We start from the raw sequence: 17,620 nt of genomic DNA, 5'->3' as shown, positions 1-17,620 counted from the left end.
CCCCGACTGGCATGGTGGCTTGCGCTGTTACTTGGTCACTTCGTGACCGATCACGCCGCCCACCGCCGCGCCAGCTGCGGTGCCCAGCAGCCCGCCGCCGGCGACGTTACCTGCCACGCCGCCGATGACGGCGCCGGTGGCAGTGCCCTTTTCCTGGTGCGTCATGCCGGCGCAACCGCCGAGGATGACCACTGCCGCTACGGCCAGCACGCGGGCTGCGTTTTGTTGGATGGTTTTCATGTTAATTCCTTGATCGTGAAAAGACTGGTTTAAAGGGAATCAGCACCCATTGGGACGCGAGCGTCAGGGCTTCGAAAAGCGCGCCGTCGCATCCTTGATGCAATCACCCTTGGCATCACCGGCCAAGGCATCACATTTTTCCTTCGCGACGGCAAGTGCGGCCGCGCGCGTTTCGGTAGCAGCGTCGTTGCGCGCCACCGCACTTATTTCGTCAGCCTTGACCTGCGCCTGGGTGGCCTTCTCATCGGCCACGCCTTGGGCCTTGCTGGCTTTGTCATAGGCGGCGTCGTGCGCCATGGCGGTCTTCATGTGCACCTTGGCATTGGCCTTGGCCGTGACCGCCGTCGCCTTGGCCTCTTTGACGCAGACGTCCTTGACATTGCCGGCCAGGTCATCACACTTCTCGAGGGCCAGGGCCAGATTGGCGTCGGCGCGGGCAAGACGCACCTGGTAGCTGGCGGTTTCTGAGGGCGTATAGGCCGCCTTCAGTTCGGCCGTCGCGACTTTCTGTTTCCCATTGGCCTGCTCCCGACAAATGTCTTTGGCGTTGGCAGCGGAAGCTTCACAGGTAGCCTGGGCCACTTTGTAGTTGGCACTGATGCCGGTCTGGGCGGTTTTGTACTGGAGTTGGGTCATGGCTTGCGCCATGGCGCCAACACTGAACCCCAGACCGATCGTCAAGGCCAGCCCGTGGGCCGTCAGTTTATTCATGGCTTGCGTTTTGGCTCAATCAATAGCGCCGTGCCACACCGTTGTCGATGCGCACGCGGTCACCCACGCGAATATCGTCGATGGTGGTCTGCGTGACCGACTGGTAGGAGCCGTCTTGCATGCGGATATTGAATTTGTAGGCGTTGGCCTGCGGTTGGTTGCGCTTTTCCAATTCGTGACCGGCGTAGGCACCACCAGCGGCGCCAAGCACGGTCGCTGCGGTGTTGCCCTGGCCGCTGCCGACCTGGTGGCCCAGGATGCCGCCCACAATGCCGCCCATCACGGCGCCGGCGCCGATACCGCTGCTGCCTTGCTGCACCAATTCGATCGACTGCACCACGCCGTAGCCGGTGTAGGCGCCATAGCTGGACTGCGGGTAGGCCGTGCCGGTGTTGCTGGTGTTGGCCGGGGCCATGGTTTGACAACCGCCGAGCGCCAAGAGCGCTGCCAGCGCGAGAACGGATCCGGTTTTATGCACGAGTTTCATAGCGATCTCCTTAGAAAATGACAGTTAAATGGACTTACTTCTTGATACTCATTTCATTGCTGACATCGCACACGCCTTCGATGCTGTCGGCAACTGCAAGGGCGCGATCAATCTGGCCCTGGCTATTGACAAAACCACTGAGTTGCACCTCGCCTTGACGCGTGATGACGCCAATGTCGAGGCTCTTGATACTCTCGTCGGCCAGCAAAGCGGCCTTGACCTTGGCCGTGACCAAGGTGTCATCCACCTTGCCGCCGATCGTCGGCGCGGCGCTTTGCAGGCTCACATTATTCTGGACGCTCTTGACACCTGTCACCGCGCCCGCGACGGTGACGGCGATATCCATTTGTGTCTGTTTGTCGACAAAGCCGCTCAGCAGGACCTCACCCTTGCGGGTTTCAACCTTGAGGTCAAAACCCTTGATGTCCGGGTCGGCCAGCAGCGCCGCCTTGACGCTGGCGGATACGATGCTGTCGTCAATCACCGTGCCGACCGTCGTGCTCGGCGCCGCGGCGGGGGCCACTGCCGACGGCTGGTCGCAGCCCGCCAGCAGTGCCGTCAGCGCGGCGCTCAATGCCAATAATTCGATTTGGGTACGCATGGGAATGTCTCTCCGTACTTAGGGGCTGGTCGCCGGTGGCCCATGACCTCAAGTTCAGTGAATTGTTGCCGCTTCGCCCCGCCGTTTCCGTGCGTCGGCGCACATACGGCAGAATTAATTTTGATTAGCCTCCACTCGTTTCTTGGCACTGGTGCGGGTGCCCTGCGCTACCATGCAACTCGGTGCACTGTATTTTTCATACTTCCATATTCTTAGGAGCTAGAACCCCATGAACCCCACCAAAATGATAGGCATCATCCTGATCGCTGCCGGTTGCCTCGGCCTGGCCTTTGGCGGCTTCAGCTACACCAAGGAGACCACCGGCATGAAGGTGGGGCCGCTGGAGCTCAAGGTGCAGGAAAAGGAAACCATCAACGTCCCGTTGATCGTCAGCGCCGGCGGAATCATCTTGGGCGTATTCTTGCTGGTGGTTGGTAAAAAATAAGGGCTAAAGAGTCGCCTCAGTCCGGGTTGCGGCAGTCCCGCACCCCAGTCTCCCCGCGGCTCCAGCACGGACTGGCGCTGTCACGGTCCGCCCGTGGAATGCCATCCAGGTTGATGCGTGCGACGCGGGTATCAAAGCCAATGACGCCCAGTTTGTCGAGCTGTAACCTGAGCAACCAGCCGCGTCGCTGGTTGTCGTTGTCAGTCTCTTTCATGACAAAGTTGCCGACGCTGTAGACAATCGGCTTGCCCCGGTACTGCTCGATGTCCTGGGTCACATGCGGGTGACCACCGATGACGGCGTCGGCCCCGGCATCGATCATGGTGCGTGCGAGTTGGCGCTGGCGTGTGGTGGCCGTCAGCTCGTTTTCCCAACCCCAGTGCATGACCGGAATCACCAGGTCGGCGTGGTAGGCGCTGCGGGCTTGTCGGATGTCCGCCACCACTTGTTCATCCTCGCTCCAGGCTATGCCGGGTGCGTTGTAATCCGCCTCGAAACTGCGCGGCATGAATTCGCTGTACCCCAGCAGTGCAATGCGAATGCCCTTGCGCTCAATGATGAGTGGCGTGTGCGCCTGTGCCAGATTCATGCCACCGCCAAATGGCAGCAAGCCCGACTGCTTGATCAGCCCCAGCATTTCGGCAAACGCGGCGCGGCCGAAGTCACCCGAATGGTTGTTGGCCAGGGCCAGGGCATCGAAGTGGCGCTTGAGGACCGGCAGTACCTCTGGATGGGCGCGAAAGGTGTAGTTCTTGTCGCCCGCCGAGCCCGTCGTGGCAATGACGCACTCCAGGTTGACCACGCGGATATCGGCGTTGCTGAAAAAGCCGCCAAAGTCGGCAAACGGATCCTCGCCGCGCCGGATCATCTCGCCCGCCGAGTCATCAAGCACGATGTCGCCGGCAAAGACCAGGCTGACCGCGTCGGACGGCTCAGCGGCGAACCCTGGCAGGCACGCAGCCAGCCAGATGACAAAAAGCCAACGGGGCAGGCAAGCGCTCATGACGCAACACCTTCCAACGTGCAGCGGTACATCAACTCGCGCTCAACCGGGCCGGCATACAGGTGCTGCTCGCCGGTCAGCAGGTAAGGGGTGGCTGACGCTCTGAAAGGCGGCAGGTAGTTGGCTTGCTGCACCAGGATGGGCTGGCGGCTGGCATCCAGGTAGGCGTAGAGCTTGATGTACTCAACATGGGCGGCATCACCCACCATGACTGCTTTGAAACGAAAGCGTCCACCGATATCCACCGAGGCCACCGGATACGGGTCGGACACCGGGCTGGCTTCGATGACGTGGGTGGTTCCCGCATAGGCCACCTGGCAGCGCAGCAGTGGCGCGGCGACCGTCGTGAGAGGCAGAAGGAGAGCCGCCAGTGTCAACGCAGCCCGACGCGCCGTGCGGCTCATTGGGGCCCGAGGGTTCGAACGGAGGTGATTCATGATGCCTATTCTGTGTCATTCAACCCGGACCTGAACGTCTGTCAGCAGGTGAACTGTCTTGCCTGATTTTTTCAAGCGGCTCAGCGCAGCATCTCCGCGAGCCTGGTAAAAGCATGTCGCACAGTGGCGGCGCGCACTTGAGCGCGGTCGCCGTCGAAGTGGCGCATTTCAGTGATCACCTGCCCAGGCACGGCGAAGCCGAACCAGACCGTGCCAACCGGCTTAGCCGGGCTGCCGCCGGTGGGGCCGGCCACGCCAGTCACGGCCACCGCCACTTGCGCGTGCGAATGCGCCAATGCCCCGCGCACCATGGCCCGCGCCACGGCTTCGCTGACGGCGCCCTCGCTGATCAGCAGCTGCGCTGGGACGTCCAGCAACTCGGTTTTGGCGTCGTTGGAGTAAGTGACAAAACCGCGCTCGAACCAGTCACTGGAGCCCACCAGGTCGGTGCAGGCGGCGGCAATCATGCCGCCGGTACAGCTTTCAGCCGTCACCAGTTTCAGTTTGTTTTTTAGCATTAAATCAGCCGCTAGACCGCACAGATAGGTCGTTTGCAGCTCTGATTTTGATAGTTCTTGAGTCATTGGTAAAAGCGCCAGCCAGCGATCACCAGCAGGGTACAAGCCGCTGCCACCAGGTCGTCAAACATGATGCCAAAACCGGCCTTGCGCCAGGCCGCCGGGTCGCTGGCGGTGTTGACGCCATGAAACAGCTGGTCGGCCCAGCGTACCGGGCCGGGCTTGGCTGCATCAAAGAAGCGGAACAGGCCGAAGGCCACCAGTTGGCCCCAAAACCCGGCCGGTGTCACCAGCCACAGCACCAGCCAAAAGGCCGCAATTTCGTCCCACACAATGCTGCTCGGGTCGAGCACCCGCATATTTTTGGCAGTGAGGGTGCAGGCCCACCAGCCCAGTGGCAGCGACAGGGCAATCAACCACGCCCAGCGCGTGTCATTCATCCAGGGTTGCATTACAAAAAACGCCAGCCAGGCCCACAAGGTGCCCGCCGTGCCGGGCGCCAGCGGGCTCAGGCCGGAACCAAAACCCAGCGCCAGCAAGTGTGCCGGATGCGACCACATGAAACGGGGGCTCGGGCGCAGCGGCCCCGACGTGACGGGGCTTGCGGCTATCGGTGGCTCAAAGAAGGGTGCGTCAGCAGGCATGCCGCAATTATCGGTGCCCGGCGCGGCCGACGCTAAAGCAGACGCCCCCAGAACTGCGCCAGCCATTCCTTCAGCCGAAACTGCAGCGGGCGGCGCTGCCAGCCGACCCGATCGATCACTTGAGACGCCTGCAGGTCGCTGGCAAACATGGCTTCCATTTGCCGGGCAAATTCCTGACTCAGCACGACGGCATCGATCTCGTCGTTGTCCAGAAAACTGCGCCAGTCCAGGTTGCTCGAACCCACCGTGGACCAGACGCCGTCAATGACCGCGGTCTTGGCATGCAACAGCGCCCCGGAGCGCTCGTACAGCTTGACGCCGCCCTCCAGCAACTCGGTGTAATGCGCCCGACCGGCGTGAAAGACCAAGCCGGAATCCGAGTGGCTCGGCAGGATCAATTTGACATCGACGCCGCGGCCGGCGGCAGCCACCAAGGCTTGGCGCAGCTGCGGGTCGGGCACGAAATAGGCGTGGGTCAAGTGCACCTGTCTTTCCGCATTGCCAATCGCCGACATCAGCGTCAGGTACATCAGGCTGAAGGGATCATCGGGCGTGCTGCCAATGGTGCGTACGATATCTTGGCCTTGCACCTTGAGTGCGGGAAAGTAGTTCTTGGCTGCGAGCGGACGGCCGCGCTGCTTTTCCCAGGTTTGCAGGAACAATTTCTGGAATTCGCTGACCACCGGACCTTCAATCCGCAGGTCGGTATCGCGCCATTCATCGCCGCCGGCCACCGCCTTGCGGGACCGGCTTGGAATGGAGCCGGAGCCGTAGACGCTGCTGATGTTGATGCCGCCGATGAAGGCGATGCGACCGTCCACCAGCAGCAACTTGCGATGGTCGCGGTGGTTGATCAGCCACGGCCCCTTAGCCGTCAAAGGGTTGATCGGGTTGAATTCGAGCACCTCGATGCCGCCTTGCCGCAAGCGGTCAAAAAAAGCTTTGGGCGTGTTGAGGGCGCCCACGCTGTCGTAGAGGAGGTTGACTTGCACACCGCGCGCTTGCTGCGCCAACAACAGCTCGGAGAACTGGCGGCCGACCTCGTCGTCTTCGATGATGTAAGACTCCAGGTTGATGTGGTCGCGCGCGCTGCGGATGGCGTCAAACATGGCCGGGTAAGTCTGGGCGCCATCCTGCAGCAAGGTGACTTTGTTGCCCAATACCAGCGGGCTGTCATTGACAGCCTGCTCCAGCGCGATCTGTTTGTCCAGAATATCGATGTCGCCGGACTGGCGTTTGAGCTGCGCCAGGATGGCGGCGCTTTTGCGTGCCGGGAGCGCACCGCGCGCCGTCTCAAACCGAGCCGCCTGCCCCGCGTGCCGCTCGATCAGCTCGTCAGTGTCCGGCAGTGTGGCGCAAGCGGAAAACCCGAGCGCGCCGACCGCCGCCGCCTCCATGCGCAAGAGGGTGTGCAGGGTCATTGGCCTTGACTTTTGGGGTGCGGTAGTGCCCGCGCATCGCGCACCAGCTGCCCGCAATCGCTGTCCTGGCCCGGACCTGCGTCGATCAAGGGCAGCAGCGCCAGGAACGGGTTGACCAGGCCCAGTGCCACTGCGCCCAAAGCACGCGCCGCGACACGCGTCTTGTCGACGCCCACGTCGGGCTTGGCAAAAGTCCCGCGCACATAGATCGGGCTGCGCAAAGCCAGGGGACTGGTGTCCTTGGTCTTTTGATTGAAGGTCAGGTCCAGCCGCTCCTGCGCCAGGTCGATGTTGCCGCTGCCGAGCAGGGTCGTGACCTGGGTGTCGAGCACCAGAGCGTCGGTTTGCATCTTGCCGTTCTTGACGTCAAAGTCGGCCACCGCGCAACGCAGCTTGATGAGCCGGTCGCCGCTCAGGCTCAGTTGCAGTATTTCCCACAAATGCAGGCCGGCTTTTTCCATCAACAACTTGCTGATCTCGCCGCCGGAGACGACCAGTCCAACCTTGCCATTGGCACTCGCCAGCATGCGACCGACCGAGTTGCCTTGTCCGGCCAGATCGAACTCGCCGTTGATTTGGCCAATGCTGTTCTGGTTCAGCTCAATCGTTGGAAACAGCTTGGACAGCAGTATTTTGCGGGCCCGTACCTTGGCATGCGCCACGATCGGATCCTTGCGTCCATCGAGTGAGACCACCGTGTTGAGCTCGCCGCCGGCCAGACCAAAGTTGAGCGGATCGAGCGTCAACACGCCATCCTGCAGGCTCAAGTGGGCCACCAGGTCTTCAAGTGGCAACTCCTTCTCGCGCTTAAGGGCCTTGGCCCGCAAGCTCACCTCGGCGTTCACGCTGCGCCAGCGCTCGGTGTTGAACGGCAGATCCGGCAGCACACGTGCTCGCGCCGGTGTGCGGCCTGCAGTTGGCGCCGCCTGGGTGGGCAATTGCTCGGCTGCATTCTTAGCGGCCTTTACGCTACCCGGGCGCGCGCCGATCAGCGGCCCCAGGTCGGCCAGATCAAGCACACTGGAGGTCAGCTCTGCCGTCAACGTCGGGCGCTGGCCACCGGTTTTGACCTGGAGCGAGCCGGTGATGTCGCTGGTGCCGATGCGGCCCGAGAACTTTTCGTAGCGCCAACTGTTGCCGCTGTGCAGCAGGTGGCCGGCGGTGACGTAGCTGCGGGTGGCTGGGAAGGTGATGCCCAGCAAGGGAAAGAGCCGCGCCAGGTTGTCGCCGCTGAGTGCCAGCGTCAGATCCACCGCGGTAAATTTGAGCAAGCTGGTGACGCTGCCCTCGGCGCGCACGCGGGTGTGGCCCACGCTGGCGTCAATTGTCAAAGGGTAGGGGGTGCTGTCGTCGCGCAAGGCCAGCACCGGGCCGCCACGGCCTTCAGCCTTGAGCGCCTGGCCCTTGTACTGCCCGCGGGCGCTGAAAGTCAGGCCGGTGTCGGCGGCGCCTGCTGTCGGCGGCAAGCTGGAGAGTTCGGCTCGGACGCTGGTCTTCTGGGCGGCATCGTCGTAGCCCAGGCTGCCCTGATCCAGCGTCAGACGGTCGATCTGGATGCGGGCGCCCGGGTCCTGCTGCTGCTGGTCGAGCAACCAGCTCTGGCGCCCTTCGCTGCCTTGCTCCAGAAACACAACCGGTCGCTCCAGTCGCAGTTCAGGGAACACCAGCTTGCGCTGAAGTAGTTGTGTCAGGTCGAGCGTGATCTCCACGGCCTCGGCAGTGAGCATCTGTTTTTCTTGGGTCCAAGGCGGATTGGCGAACGTCACCGCGTTGGCACGAATGCGCGGCCGCGGCCAGCCCAAGGCCACGTTCATGTCGCCCTGGATGGCCAGCACCCGGCCAGTTTTCTCCAGCGCCATGCGCTCCACCGGCGCGCGCAGCCAATTCCAGCCGAAAACCAAAATGAAAAGCACCGCCAGCACCAGTGGCACGATGACGACTCCGGCTAGCCATAGCAGGGAGCGGGGCAGCGTCAAGGCGCGGTGAACGGGCGTAGCAGTCATGTTTCTTCCAAATAAATACTGCGCCAGGGAAGGCGCAGTCTAGGGATCCATTGTCCGCCTACCTTGGACAATGCCGACAGGCATAGCCTACCAGGCGAGCCGACCATGCAAGTCGGCTCGCCCGGGACTTGGCTTACTGAGCCGGCACAATCACAACGGTGCCAGGGGTGCCTGTTCCTTTGGCGCCGGTGCGGCCAGTAGCGCCGGTGCTACCGGTTGCGCCGGTATAGCCCGTTGCGCCGGTTTCACCAGTGGCGCCAGCGCCGCCGGTTGCGCCGGTTGCGCCGGTATAGCCAGTCGCGCCGGTGGCACCAGCGCCGCCGGTCGCGCCGGTATAACCCGTTGCGCCAGTGTTGCCGGTTGCGCCGGTATAGCCCGTGGCGCCGGTGTCACCGGTTGCGCCCTGAGGGCCGGCCGGACCGGCGGGCAGTGAAAAACAGCCAACCAATGCAAACGCGGCGGCCGTGGTGGCCAATAGAGTCGAGTACTTCATGATGATTCCTTGTAGTGAGCGAATGGGGAACTAAGCACGTTTGCGTGACTAGCGACCCAGTATTGATCGGTATCTGAAAGAAAGAACGCTGGCAGATCAGGCCATCGCTATTGCAGCATCGCATCAGCAACCGATGGTTCGGCTACACCCATGGGCATAGACCTCGGTCGTTAGGTGACGACTGAGAACAAGGTTACGCAAAGCGCAGCATCCATTCAGTGCGCCAGCGCACATGGCGCCAATTTTTTTTTAGCAGAGTTCTGGTCCTTGGCGCCCGCCGCCGAGTTGTGAGGGCGTTATGTGGGCCAGCGCACGGATCATGCCGACACAAGCTGTCAGCATTAGACTGTGACAGTCAATAACCAAAGGAACCCTTCATGAAAGCAAGCAATAAAGTCCGGCATCTCGTGCTGTCTGTCCTGGTGGCGGCCAGTGCCGTCGCCGTGCCCGCGTTTGCGCAAATCAGCGTCAACATCAACCTCGGGCCGCCGGCACCGCTGTATGAAGCCAGGCCGGTCATCGCGCCGGGCTACGCCTGGGCACCGGGCTACTGGACGCTCAATGGCGATCGTCACATCTGGGTGCGCGGACGCACCATCGTTCAGCGCGACGGCTACCGCTGGGCGCCTGACCGTTGGGACCAGCGGGGCACGGTCTATGTGCGCCAACCGGGCCATTGGCAGCGCGATGACAACTACAAGGTCGTCAAGATTGAAAAACAGAAGAAGCCCAAGCACTGGAAAAACGGTCATGGCGAGGATGGCGACAACGGCAAGCATCGCGGGAATGGCAAGCACAAGGATTGATGTCTGCAATCACTTCAGTAGCGACTCCCGATTTATTCTGGCGCCTTGGTGGCGCCAGAATAGTTTGGCAAGCCGGAAATGCCGGGTAGCAAGACTGCCCGGCTAATGAGCGACCCGAAAGCGCGTGCCGCGGAAACTGAACACTGAACTGCGTGCCCGGATTTCTTCCAGCGTCAGCTCGGGCGCCGCCAGGGCGCCTTGGGTCAGCACCAGGTTGTTGACCAGCAGTAGCCGTTGCGCCGGATTTTCCGAGTAGACGGCGCCGGTGACGGTCAACGCCGGGACTTGGCGCCGCAGGTCCTCAGGCAACTCACTGAGCAGCGGCACCGCGGGCAAGGTGGGCGTTGTTTTGGCTGGCGCTGTGACCGCGATATTCGGCTCGGGCTTGACCTCAGGTTTGGATCGCGCTGGCGATGCAACGGCAGGCGCCGCCCGCGTCGGCTTTGGCGCTGGCTTGACAGTGGCGGGCGCGAGGGCCGCGACCGGCGGCGCCGTCGCTGTAGTCACCGGGGGTTGAACCACGACGGGTTTCAGGGCCACCGCGAGCGGCGCTTCGGCCGCTGATTGCCACATCCACAGGCCAACCCCGATGGCACCGATCGCCACGGCCGCAGCGACGGCCAGCCAGAGCCGACTGCGTTCACTGGGCACGACGTGACCGCTGGGGGTCGCCATTTGGCGCGTGTGCACGCCGGGCACGTTGCCGCGCTCACGTTCGGTATCGGCCCGCTTCAGGGCGTCGAGGATGTAGGACATGGGTTCAATTCGGGTCAGTCGAAAGACGCGGGCCACTGCCGCCCGTGGCGCTGTCGAGTTGCAGGAAAGTCATGGGGCCGGGCTGGCCGTCGGGTTGCAGGCCTTGGGCGCGCTGAAAGGCGCGCACCCGGGCCCGCAGCGCCGCATCGAGTTGTTGCGGGGCCGCCCCCGCCCCCGCTGCTGGCGCCCCATCGATCTGCGCCAGTTGGGTCGCCAGCTGGTCGATCAAGGGTCCACGGCTGCCGTCAGACAGATCGCCGGCATAGCCCGGCGGCGCCCGCCAGAAGGTGGCAAAGTCGCCACGCCAGAGTCCACCCAGCGCCACCAGACGGACGCGATGCAAGCTGGACCCCACTTGCAGCGTGGCGGTCTGTTCGCCCAGGCCCACCAGCACGGCGTACACCGGTGCGCCGTCTTGCGCTTGCAGGGTCAGGATGCCGGGGCGCCCGAGCTGGCGCAGCAAAGGGACGCTGAGCCGGTTGGTGCGGTAGCACTGGAGCCCAAGCGCCGCCGCCGCCAGGCACGGATCCCCGTCGCTCACGCCTGCTAGGGCGGGCAGTGCCCAGCGGCCGGCCAGCGCCCGCCAGGCCGGGTTGATATCGCGCGGCATTTGCGCCAGCAGGCCAGCGATCTCTTCAGGCGAACTTGGCAGCGCCGGCGCCGCCTTGATCGGCGCCAACGCGGCAACGGGCGCGGCTGACACAGGGGCCGGGGTTGGCGGCTGCGTCGGCTGCTGGCGTGGCCACAGCAAGGCCCCTGCCAGCGCGACGCCGACCGCCAAACCCAGACCGCCGAGCGCGTAGGCGCTGCGCCATGGGCTGCTGCTGGTCGAGCGAGCGCTGTCGGGCCCGAACACCTCGGCCGCCGCCTTGTCCACCACGCGCCGGTTGACGCGCGGCAAGCCGCTGGCCCAGGCCCCCAGCAGCGCGCGTCCACACAGCAGGTTGATGCGCCGCGGCACGCCGCGCGCGAGGCGGTGGATGCGCTGCAGGGACGCCCGGTCAAACGGCAGCGCGCCGGTGTGGCCGGCCACCGCCAGCCGGTGCCCGATGTACTGGTTGCTCTCGGCGGCGCTCAAGGCGTCCAGGTGAAAACGCGCAATCACGCGCTGGGCGAGCTGTTCAAGCTCCGGGCGCGCCAGCAGGGCACGCAGTTCGGGCTGGCCGATCAGCACGATCTGCAGCAGCTTGCGCTCGTTGGTTTCCAGGTTGGTCAGCAGGCGAAGCTGCTCCAGAACCTCGGCTTGCAGGTTCTGCGCCTCGTCGATGATGAGCACGCTGCTTTGCCCGCTGGCGTGGCGTTGCAGCAAGAAGGCATTGAGCGCGTCGATGTAGTCCTTGCCCGTGGGTGCGCCCGAGGCGGCAGGCGCCAGCGTGATGTGGAACTCCTCGCAGATGGACTGCAGCAACTCCGTCACGCTGAGTTTGGGGTTGAAGATGTAGGCCACCTGGCAGCCGCTGGGGATCTGCTCCAGGAAGCAGCGGCAAATCGTGGTCTTGCCGGTGCCGATGTCGCCGGTGAGCAGAACAAACCCGCCGCCGGTGCCACTGGTGCCGGCGGCCGCCCCACCCGAGCCGACCACGCCGTACAGCAGATGCGCCAGCGCCTCGCGGTGGCGCTCGCTCATGAACAGGTAGCGCGGGTCGGGCGCGATGGAAAAGGGGTCTTGGCTCAAGCCGAAATGCTGCGAGTACATAAGTGGCAAGGATAACCCCGAGCTGCAGCGGTGTCTGCCGCGTGTCCGCCCGAGGACCCCGGGTTCTACAATCCGCCCCTCACCCTGTTGCCCCTTGGAATTTTTAAAGACCCGCTATGAGTGCCTTTTTAGAAGAAACCGTTTTAAGCGTTCACCACTGGACCGACCGTCTGTTCAGCTTCACCACCACGCGCGACCCGACCCTGCGCTTCTCCAACGGCCACTTCACCATGATCGGCCTGCGCCTGGAAAGCGGCAAGCCACTGTTGCGCGCCTACAGCATCGCCAGCGCCAACTACGAAGATCATCTGGAGTTCCTGAGCATCAAGGTGCAGGACGGTCCCCTGACCTCACGCTTGCAGCACATCAAGGTGGGCGACAAAATTGTGGTCGGGCGCAAACCCACCGGCACCTTGCTGATTGACTATTTGCTGTCGGGGAAAAACCTGTACCTGATCGGCACCGGCACCGGCCTGGCGCCCTTTCTGAGCATCGTGCGCGACCCCGAAACCTATGAACGTTTTGAAAAGGTCATTCTGGTGCACGGCGTGCGCGAGGTGGCCGAGCTGGCCTACCACGACTACCTGAAACTCGAGCTGCCCGAACATGAGTTTCTGGGCGATATGGTGTCGGAGAAGCTGCTGTACTACCCGACCGTGACGCGCGAACCCTTTGTGCACCAGGGCCGCGTCACCACGCTGCTGGAAACCGGCCAATTGCAGGCGGACCTGGGCTTGCCCAAGTTCGACCCGGCGCACGACCGCGTGATGCTGTGCGGCAGCCCCGAGATGCTGCGCGACCTGAAACACCTGCTGGAAAAGCGCGACTTCATGGAAGGCAACACTACCAAGCAAGGCGACTTCGTGATCGAGCGGGCCTTTGTCGAGCAGTAAGAGCCAAGCGTCGTCCAGCGCCACACTCGCATTGAGCGCCCAGCCGCGTGTCCCCTGTGCTTCCTCCCGCTGACAGCCCCCAGGTAGCCGCCATGCTGCTGGCGGCCGGCCGCGGCGAGCGCATGCGCCCGCTGACCGACAGCACGCCAAAGCCGCTGCTGCCGGTGCATGGCAAGCCGCTGATGCAGTGGCATCTGGAAGCGCTGAGCCGCGCGGGCGTGCGCCGTGTGGTGGTCAACACGGCTTGGCTGGGGCTGCAGATTTCTGCACGATTTAATGATCATTTCAGCCTCCAGCCAGCGTCCAGTCGGCCTGAGCAGCTATCAAATAAAACCGATCTGTCCATTTCCTATTCGCATGAAGGCGAGGATTTCGGCGGCGCGCTGGAAACCGCCGGCGGCGTTGCGCGCGCCTTGCCGCTGCTGTGCCCGCCCGCGGCCGCTGGCGCCCAGGCAGACGTGTTCTGGGTGCTCGCCAGTGATGTGTATGTGCCTGACTTTGTCTTCAGTGCCGCGGCGGTGGCGCGTTTTGTCGCCAGTGACAAGCTGGCGCACCTCTGGCTGGTGCCCAACCCGGCGCACCACCTGCGCGGTGACTTCGGCCTGGACGAGACTGGCGGCATCGCTCTGGCGCTCAATCTGCCTGCTCCAGATACGCGAGCGCGCTACACCTTTTCCAGCATCGGCCTGTACCGCCGCGCCCTGTTTGAGCCGCCCTGGTGCAACATCGCTAGCGGCAACCCGCTCGGCGTCAAAGCCCCTTTGGCGCCGCTCCTGCGCGCAGCCATGGACAATGGACTCGTGTCGGCCGAACTGTATGGCGGCCCCTGGACCGACGTCGGCACGCCCGAGCGGCTGCACGCCTTGAATCTGAATTCACCCTCTGCCCACCCCCGACGCCTTTTGGAGCCCCACCCATGACCGCAACAGCTCTCGCAAAAACTGCCGATGCCGGCTACGCCCAGCGTCGCGCGCAACTGGCCAAGCTCATCGGCCCGCACGGCATCGCCATCATCCCCACCGCACCCGAGCAGCAGCGCAACCGCGACAGCGATTTTCTCTACCGCCCCGACAGCTATTTCTACTACCTGAGCGGGTTCACGGAGCCCAAAGCCTGGCTGGTCATCACCGGCGACGGCAAGAGCACGCTGTTTTGCCAGACCAAAGACCCCGAGCGTGAAATCTGGGACGGCTTTCGACTGGGTCCGCAGGCGGCACCGGCAGCCCTCGGTGTTGACGCGGCCATTGCTGTTGGCGACATGGACGCCCAGATGCCCGCTCTGCTCGATGGTTTTGAGGCCGTCTGGTACCCGTTTGCCACGCACAAGGGGCTGGAGACCCGCATTGACGGCTGGCTGCACAGCGTGCGCGCCCGCGTGCGTTACGGCACGCTGTGCCCCGAGCAGCAGCGCGACCTGTGCGGCGTGCTCGATGAAATGCGCCTGGTGAAAGACGCGCACGAGCAGGCCACCATGCGGCGTGCCGCGCAAATCAGTGCCGGTGCCCACATTCGCGCCATGCAGCTCTCAAGCAGGATGCTGCGCGCGGGCCAGGACGTGCGCGAATACCACCTGGACGCCGAGCTCTTGCACGAGTTTCGCCGCCACGGCTCGCAGGCCCCGGCCTACGGCTCCATCGTGGCCGCCGGGGCCAATGCCTGCGTGTTGCACTACCGCGCCGACGCGGGACAAGTGCGTGACGGTGAACTGGTGCTGATCGACGCCGCCTGCGAGCTCGACGGCTACGCCAGTGACATCACCCGCACCTTCCCCGCCAACGGCAAGTTCACCGGGCCGCAGCGTGTGTTGTACGAACTGGTGCTGGCGTCGCAAGAAGCGGCCGTTGGCGCCACCCGCGCCGGTGCGCGTTTTACCGACCCGCACGAGGCCAGCGTCAAGGTGCTGGCGCAAGGCATGCTCGACCTCGAGCTGCTTGACCGGAACAAGGTCGGCAGTCTGGAGGACGTGATCGAGAAGCGCGCCTACTTCCAGTTCTACATGCACCGCACCGGGCACTGGATCGGCATGGACGTGCATGACTGCGGCGCCTACACCGAGCCCTCGGAGATTGGCACTGTCAGCACGCGCAAGGACGCGCTCACCGGTGAGCTCATCAAGGACCGGCCGGCGCGCATCCTGCAGCCCGGCATGGTGCTGACGCTGGAGCCCGGCATTTATGTGCGACCGGCGGAGGGCGTGCCTGCCCAATTTCACAACATCGGTATCCGCATTGAAGACGATGCCATCGTCACCGCCAGCGGCTGCGATCTGATCAGCCGCGACGTGCCGGTGACGGTCGACGAGATTGAAGCGCTGATGCGGGCTTGACGCTGGCAGCTGGCGTTTGGTCGCACGGGTGCAGGGCGCCTGCCTCAGCGCGTTCCGTGGCTATTTTCCAGATAAGGACACCGAAGACCTGCAAGCGCAGGCCTGACGGCATCACAGCAATGACTACCGGCTGGCTGAGCGCTCGGCCAGGTAGATTTCGATGCGGCGGTTCTGGGCCCGGCCGCGATCGGTGTTGTTGTCGGCAATCGGCTCATACGAGCCGCGGCCATCAATCTGGACGCGCCGGCCATCCACGCCACGGGCCATCAGGTAATCGCGCGCACTGGCAGCACGGTTGACCGACAAGGGGTTGTTGATGCTGTCCGAGCCCGTGCTGTCGGTGTGGCCGATGATGCGGATTTCGGTGTTGGGCTGGTTGCTCAAGCCCTGTGCAAACTGGTCCAGGATCGGCCGCATATTGGGCTTGATGTCAAAGCGATTGACGTCGAACGAAATGTCGCTCGGAATATTGAGCTTGAGCTGGTTGTCAGCTGTCTGCATGACATCCACACCCGTGCCTGCCGTGGCGCGTTCCATCTCCGCCTTCTTCTTGGCCATCTGCTGCGACCAGATGTAGCCGCCCAGTGCGCCGACGCCAGCACCGATCGCAGTCGACTGGCGGCTGTCGCCAATAGCGGCACCCGCCAACGCGCCCACGCCGGCGCCGATGGCTGAGCTGCGCTGGGTCTCGGTCATGTTGGCGCAGCCGCTGACCAGCAGGGCAACAGCGCTCATGCTGAAAATAATGGTGCGAGTCTTTGATGCGATGGTTTTCATGTTTCGTCCTGTTGAGTTGTTCATGCTTTTTCTTATATCACTCGTATCTCGGCTTTCTTTGAGAAACCGCATGTCCTACAAGGAAAATGGGTGGGCGCTTATCTGAGCGCCGGCCCTACGCCTACGAATCGCCCGGAATCCGCGCAGGCGGCGCCCTTACACCAGCAAGGCGGCCAGCGCGGCCAGGGCAGCGGTTTCGGCGCGCAGCACGCGCGGCCCCAGTGTCACCGGCGCAAAGCCACAGGCCAGCGCGGCCTCTTCCTCGGCCGGGCTCAGGCCGCCTTCCGGGCCGGACAAAAAGGTGACGCCGCCGGCGGCGCTGGTGTCGGCAGGGCCCGCGCAGGCAGCCACAGCCGCACGCACACCTTGGGCACCGGGACGCAAGGACAACACCAACTGCCGCCCGCTCACCTCAAGCGGTCGCGCCTTGAGCCACGCCGCCAAGGTCATCACCGCGTGAATCACCGGCACCCGGTTGCCACCGCACTGTTCGCAAGCGGCCACGGCCACGCTTTGCCAATGCGCTTGCTTTTTAACGGCCCGCTCCGGGTTGAGCCGCAGCACGCTGCGCTCGGTCGTCAAAGGTTGAATGCTGGCCACGCCCAGTTCGGTGGCTTTTTCGACCAGCCAGTCCATGCGCTCGTTGGCCGGCATGCCCACGGCCAGGTGCACTTGATGCGCGGCCTCGCGCTCTACCGGGTGCCAGGCGCCGACCTGCACCTGCACATCGCTGCGACCCATGCGCGTGACGCTGGCATCAAACTCACCCCCGGGGTGCGCTGCCGCGTCCGCGGCCCAGCCGGGGCCCCCGTTGAACAGTGTGATGTGGTCACCCGGCTGCAGGCGCAGCACTTGCACGTGGCGGGCCGCGCTGGCCGGCAGGTCAAGCAAGTCGCCGCAGCGCAGCGAGGTGGGGCAGTAGAAACGGGGCATGAAGAAATCGGGCGGAACTATCTTACGCTATAAAATAAGTAGCATGTAACGCTTATTCCACCTGGGCTGGTGGCCAAAATGTTATAAAAATGCCGACTGACAGTCGGCATGGTGGGGGCAGGTAGACGCGGACTATTTGGCTGCGGATGCAGCTTCAGCCGGCGCTGATGCCGCTTCAGCCGGAGCGCCGGCGGCTTGCGGCTCGGCAAATTTGCCACCGGCGGCGTTCGCCATATAGACGACTGCGCGACCGATTTCCAGGTCCTGAAACTCACCGCCACCTTGAGCGGCCATGGCATTCTTGCCTTTGAGCGCCGCGTTCAGCAATGCGTCATAGCCGGTCTGGATGCGCGGCGCCCAAGCCGCTGCATCGCCAAATTTGGGGGCGCCGACGACGCCCGCGGTATGGCAGGCCGTGCACTGCGCTTTA

The 17,620-nt window shown here is 63.8% G+C and carries 21 protein-coding genes; 5 read left to right on the top strand and 16 right to left on the bottom strand.

Going from position 1 to position 17,620, the window contains the following annotated elements:
- Positions 1–27: 27 nt before the first annotated feature.
- The 4 genes from GZ093_RS06595 to GZ093_RS06580 all read right to left on the bottom strand — a co-directional run bounded on the left by GZ093_RS06595 (position 28) and on the right by GZ093_RS06580 (position 2,039).
- The gene (locus GZ093_RS06595; protein WP_296483767.1) at positions 28–240 is read right to left on the bottom strand and encodes a glycine zipper 2TM domain-containing protein; all 213 of its coding nucleotides are present in this window, start codon (positions 238–240) and stop codon (positions 28–30) included.
- A 63-nt stretch (positions 241–303) separates the two neighbouring features.
- Complete coding sequence (locus tag GZ093_RS06590) at positions 304–951, bottom strand: hypothetical protein (protein WP_296483764.1); 648 nt, start codon at positions 949–951, stop codon at positions 304–306.
- 19 nt (positions 952–970) lie between these two features.
- Positions 971–1,438 carry a glycine zipper 2TM domain-containing protein gene (locus GZ093_RS06585; protein WP_296483761.1) on the bottom strand — a complete coding sequence of 156 codons (468 nt, stop codon included), beginning with the start codon at positions 1,436–1,438 and terminating at the stop codon, positions 971–973.
- A gap of 34 nt (positions 1,439–1,472) precedes the next feature.
- Positions 1,473–2,039, bottom strand: coding sequence for a BON domain-containing protein (locus GZ093_RS06580; RefSeq protein ID WP_296483759.1), 567 nt, complete (start codon positions 2,037–2,039; stop codon positions 1,473–1,475).
- A gap of 229 nt (positions 2,040–2,268) precedes the next feature.
- Here GZ093_RS06580 and GZ093_RS06575 point away from each other — a divergent pair, with 229 nt between their 5' ends.
- Entirely contained in the window at positions 2,269–2,484 is a 216-nt protein-coding gene (locus GZ093_RS06575; RefSeq protein WP_296483757.1) for a hypothetical protein, read from the top strand.
- Positions 2,485–2,500: 16 nt separating this feature from the next.
- Here the strand turns inward: GZ093_RS06575 and GZ093_RS06570 are convergent, their stop codons facing one another.
- The 7 genes from GZ093_RS06570 to GZ093_RS06540 all read right to left on the bottom strand — a co-directional run bounded on the left by GZ093_RS06570 (position 2,501) and on the right by GZ093_RS06540 (position 9,003).
- Complete coding sequence (locus GZ093_RS06570; RefSeq protein ID WP_296483754.1) at positions 2,501–3,487, bottom strand: CapA family protein; 987 nt, start codon at positions 3,485–3,487, stop codon at positions 2,501–2,503.
- Positions 3,484–3,924, bottom strand: coding sequence for a hypothetical protein (locus GZ093_RS06565; protein ID WP_296483753.1), 441 nt, complete (start codon positions 3,922–3,924; stop codon positions 3,484–3,486). Before GZ093_RS06565 ends, GZ093_RS06570 begins: the two co-directional genes overlap by 4 nt.
- 80 nt (positions 3,925–4,004) lie before the next feature.
- A complete protein-coding gene (locus GZ093_RS06560) occupies positions 4,005–4,442 on the bottom strand; it encodes a CinA family protein (RefSeq protein WP_363260331.1) in 438 nt (145 codons plus the stop codon).
- Between the two features lie 62 nt (positions 4,443–4,504).
- The gene (locus GZ093_RS06555) at positions 4,505–5,086 is read right to left on the bottom strand and encodes a phosphatidylglycerophosphatase A (protein WP_296483746.1); all 582 of its coding nucleotides are present in this window, start codon (positions 5,084–5,086) and stop codon (positions 4,505–4,507) included.
- A 32-nt stretch (positions 5,087–5,118) separates the two neighbouring features.
- Complete coding sequence (gene cls, locus GZ093_RS06550; protein ID WP_296483744.1) at positions 5,119–6,507, bottom strand: cardiolipin synthase; 1,389 nt, start codon at positions 6,505–6,507, stop codon at positions 5,119–5,121.
- Positions 6,504–8,510, bottom strand: coding sequence for an AsmA family protein (locus GZ093_RS06545; RefSeq protein WP_296483741.1), 2,007 nt, complete (start codon positions 8,508–8,510; stop codon positions 6,504–6,506). Before GZ093_RS06545 ends, cls begins: the two co-directional genes overlap by 4 nt.
- 133 nt (positions 8,511–8,643) lie before the next feature.
- Positions 8,644–9,003: a collagen-like protein gene (locus GZ093_RS06540; RefSeq protein ID WP_296483739.1), complete on the bottom strand. Its 360-nt coding sequence runs from the start codon at positions 9,001–9,003 to the stop codon at positions 8,644–8,646.
- Between the two features lie 377 nt (positions 9,004–9,380).
- Between GZ093_RS06540 and GZ093_RS06535 the strand changes: the two genes are divergently transcribed.
- On the top strand, positions 9,381–9,809 hold the full coding sequence (locus tag GZ093_RS06535) for a hypothetical protein (RefSeq protein WP_296483736.1): 429 nt from the start codon (positions 9,381–9,383) through the stop codon (positions 9,807–9,809).
- A gap of 102 nt (positions 9,810–9,911) precedes the next feature.
- Here the strand turns inward: GZ093_RS06535 and GZ093_RS06530 are convergent, their stop codons facing one another.
- Complete coding sequence (locus GZ093_RS06530) at positions 9,912–10,565, bottom strand: general secretion pathway protein GspB (RefSeq protein ID WP_296483735.1); 654 nt, start codon at positions 10,563–10,565, stop codon at positions 9,912–9,914.
- A gap of 4 nt (positions 10,566–10,569) precedes the next feature.
- A complete protein-coding gene (locus GZ093_RS06525) occupies positions 10,570–12,240 on the bottom strand; it encodes an AAA family ATPase (protein ID WP_363260327.1) in 1,671 nt (556 codons plus the stop codon).
- A gap of 137 nt (positions 12,241–12,377) precedes the next feature.
- On the opposite strand from GZ093_RS06525, the gene GZ093_RS06520 reads away from it, so the two are divergent.
- From GZ093_RS06520 to GZ093_RS06510, 3 genes are all read left to right on the top strand, one after another.
- Positions 12,378–13,154: a ferredoxin--NADP reductase gene (locus GZ093_RS06520; protein WP_296483732.1), complete on the top strand. Its 777-nt coding sequence runs from the start codon at positions 12,378–12,380 to the stop codon at positions 13,152–13,154.
- A 92-nt stretch (positions 13,155–13,246) separates the two neighbouring features.
- Positions 13,247–14,074, top strand: a complete 828-nt coding sequence (locus GZ093_RS06515) for a nucleotidyltransferase family protein (RefSeq protein ID WP_296483852.1) — start codon at positions 13,247–13,249, stop codon at positions 14,072–14,074.
- Entirely contained in the window at positions 14,071–15,480 is a 1,410-nt protein-coding gene (locus GZ093_RS06510; protein WP_296483729.1) for an aminopeptidase P N-terminal domain-containing protein, read from the top strand. Before GZ093_RS06515 ends, GZ093_RS06510 begins: the two co-directional genes overlap by 4 nt.
- Before the next feature lie 123 nt (positions 15,481–15,603).
- On the opposite strand, the gene GZ093_RS06505 is transcribed toward GZ093_RS06510, so the two are convergent.
- The 3 genes from GZ093_RS06505 to GZ093_RS06495 form a co-directional block, all read right to left on the bottom strand.
- Entirely contained in the window at positions 15,604–16,257 is a 654-nt protein-coding gene (locus GZ093_RS06505; protein WP_296483727.1) for an OmpA family protein, read from the bottom strand.
- Positions 16,258–16,413: 156 nt separating this feature from the next.
- Positions 16,414–17,190 carry a 16S rRNA (uracil(1498)-N(3))-methyltransferase gene (locus GZ093_RS06500; protein WP_296483725.1) on the bottom strand — a complete coding sequence of 259 codons (777 nt, stop codon included), beginning with the start codon at positions 17,188–17,190 and terminating at the stop codon, positions 16,414–16,416.
- A gap of 132 nt (positions 17,191–17,322) precedes the next feature.
- Positions 17,323–17,620, bottom strand: a 298-nt coding sequence (locus tag GZ093_RS06495) for a c-type cytochrome (RefSeq protein ID WP_296483720.1), incomplete at its 5' end; no start/stop codon positions are given.

Source organism: Rhodoferax sp., from assembly GCF_010365055.1.
Classification (GTDB): domain Bacteria; phylum Pseudomonadota; class Gammaproteobacteria; order Burkholderiales; family Burkholderiaceae_C; genus Rhodoferax.
This window is presented reverse-complemented; position numbering and strand designations above follow the sequence as displayed.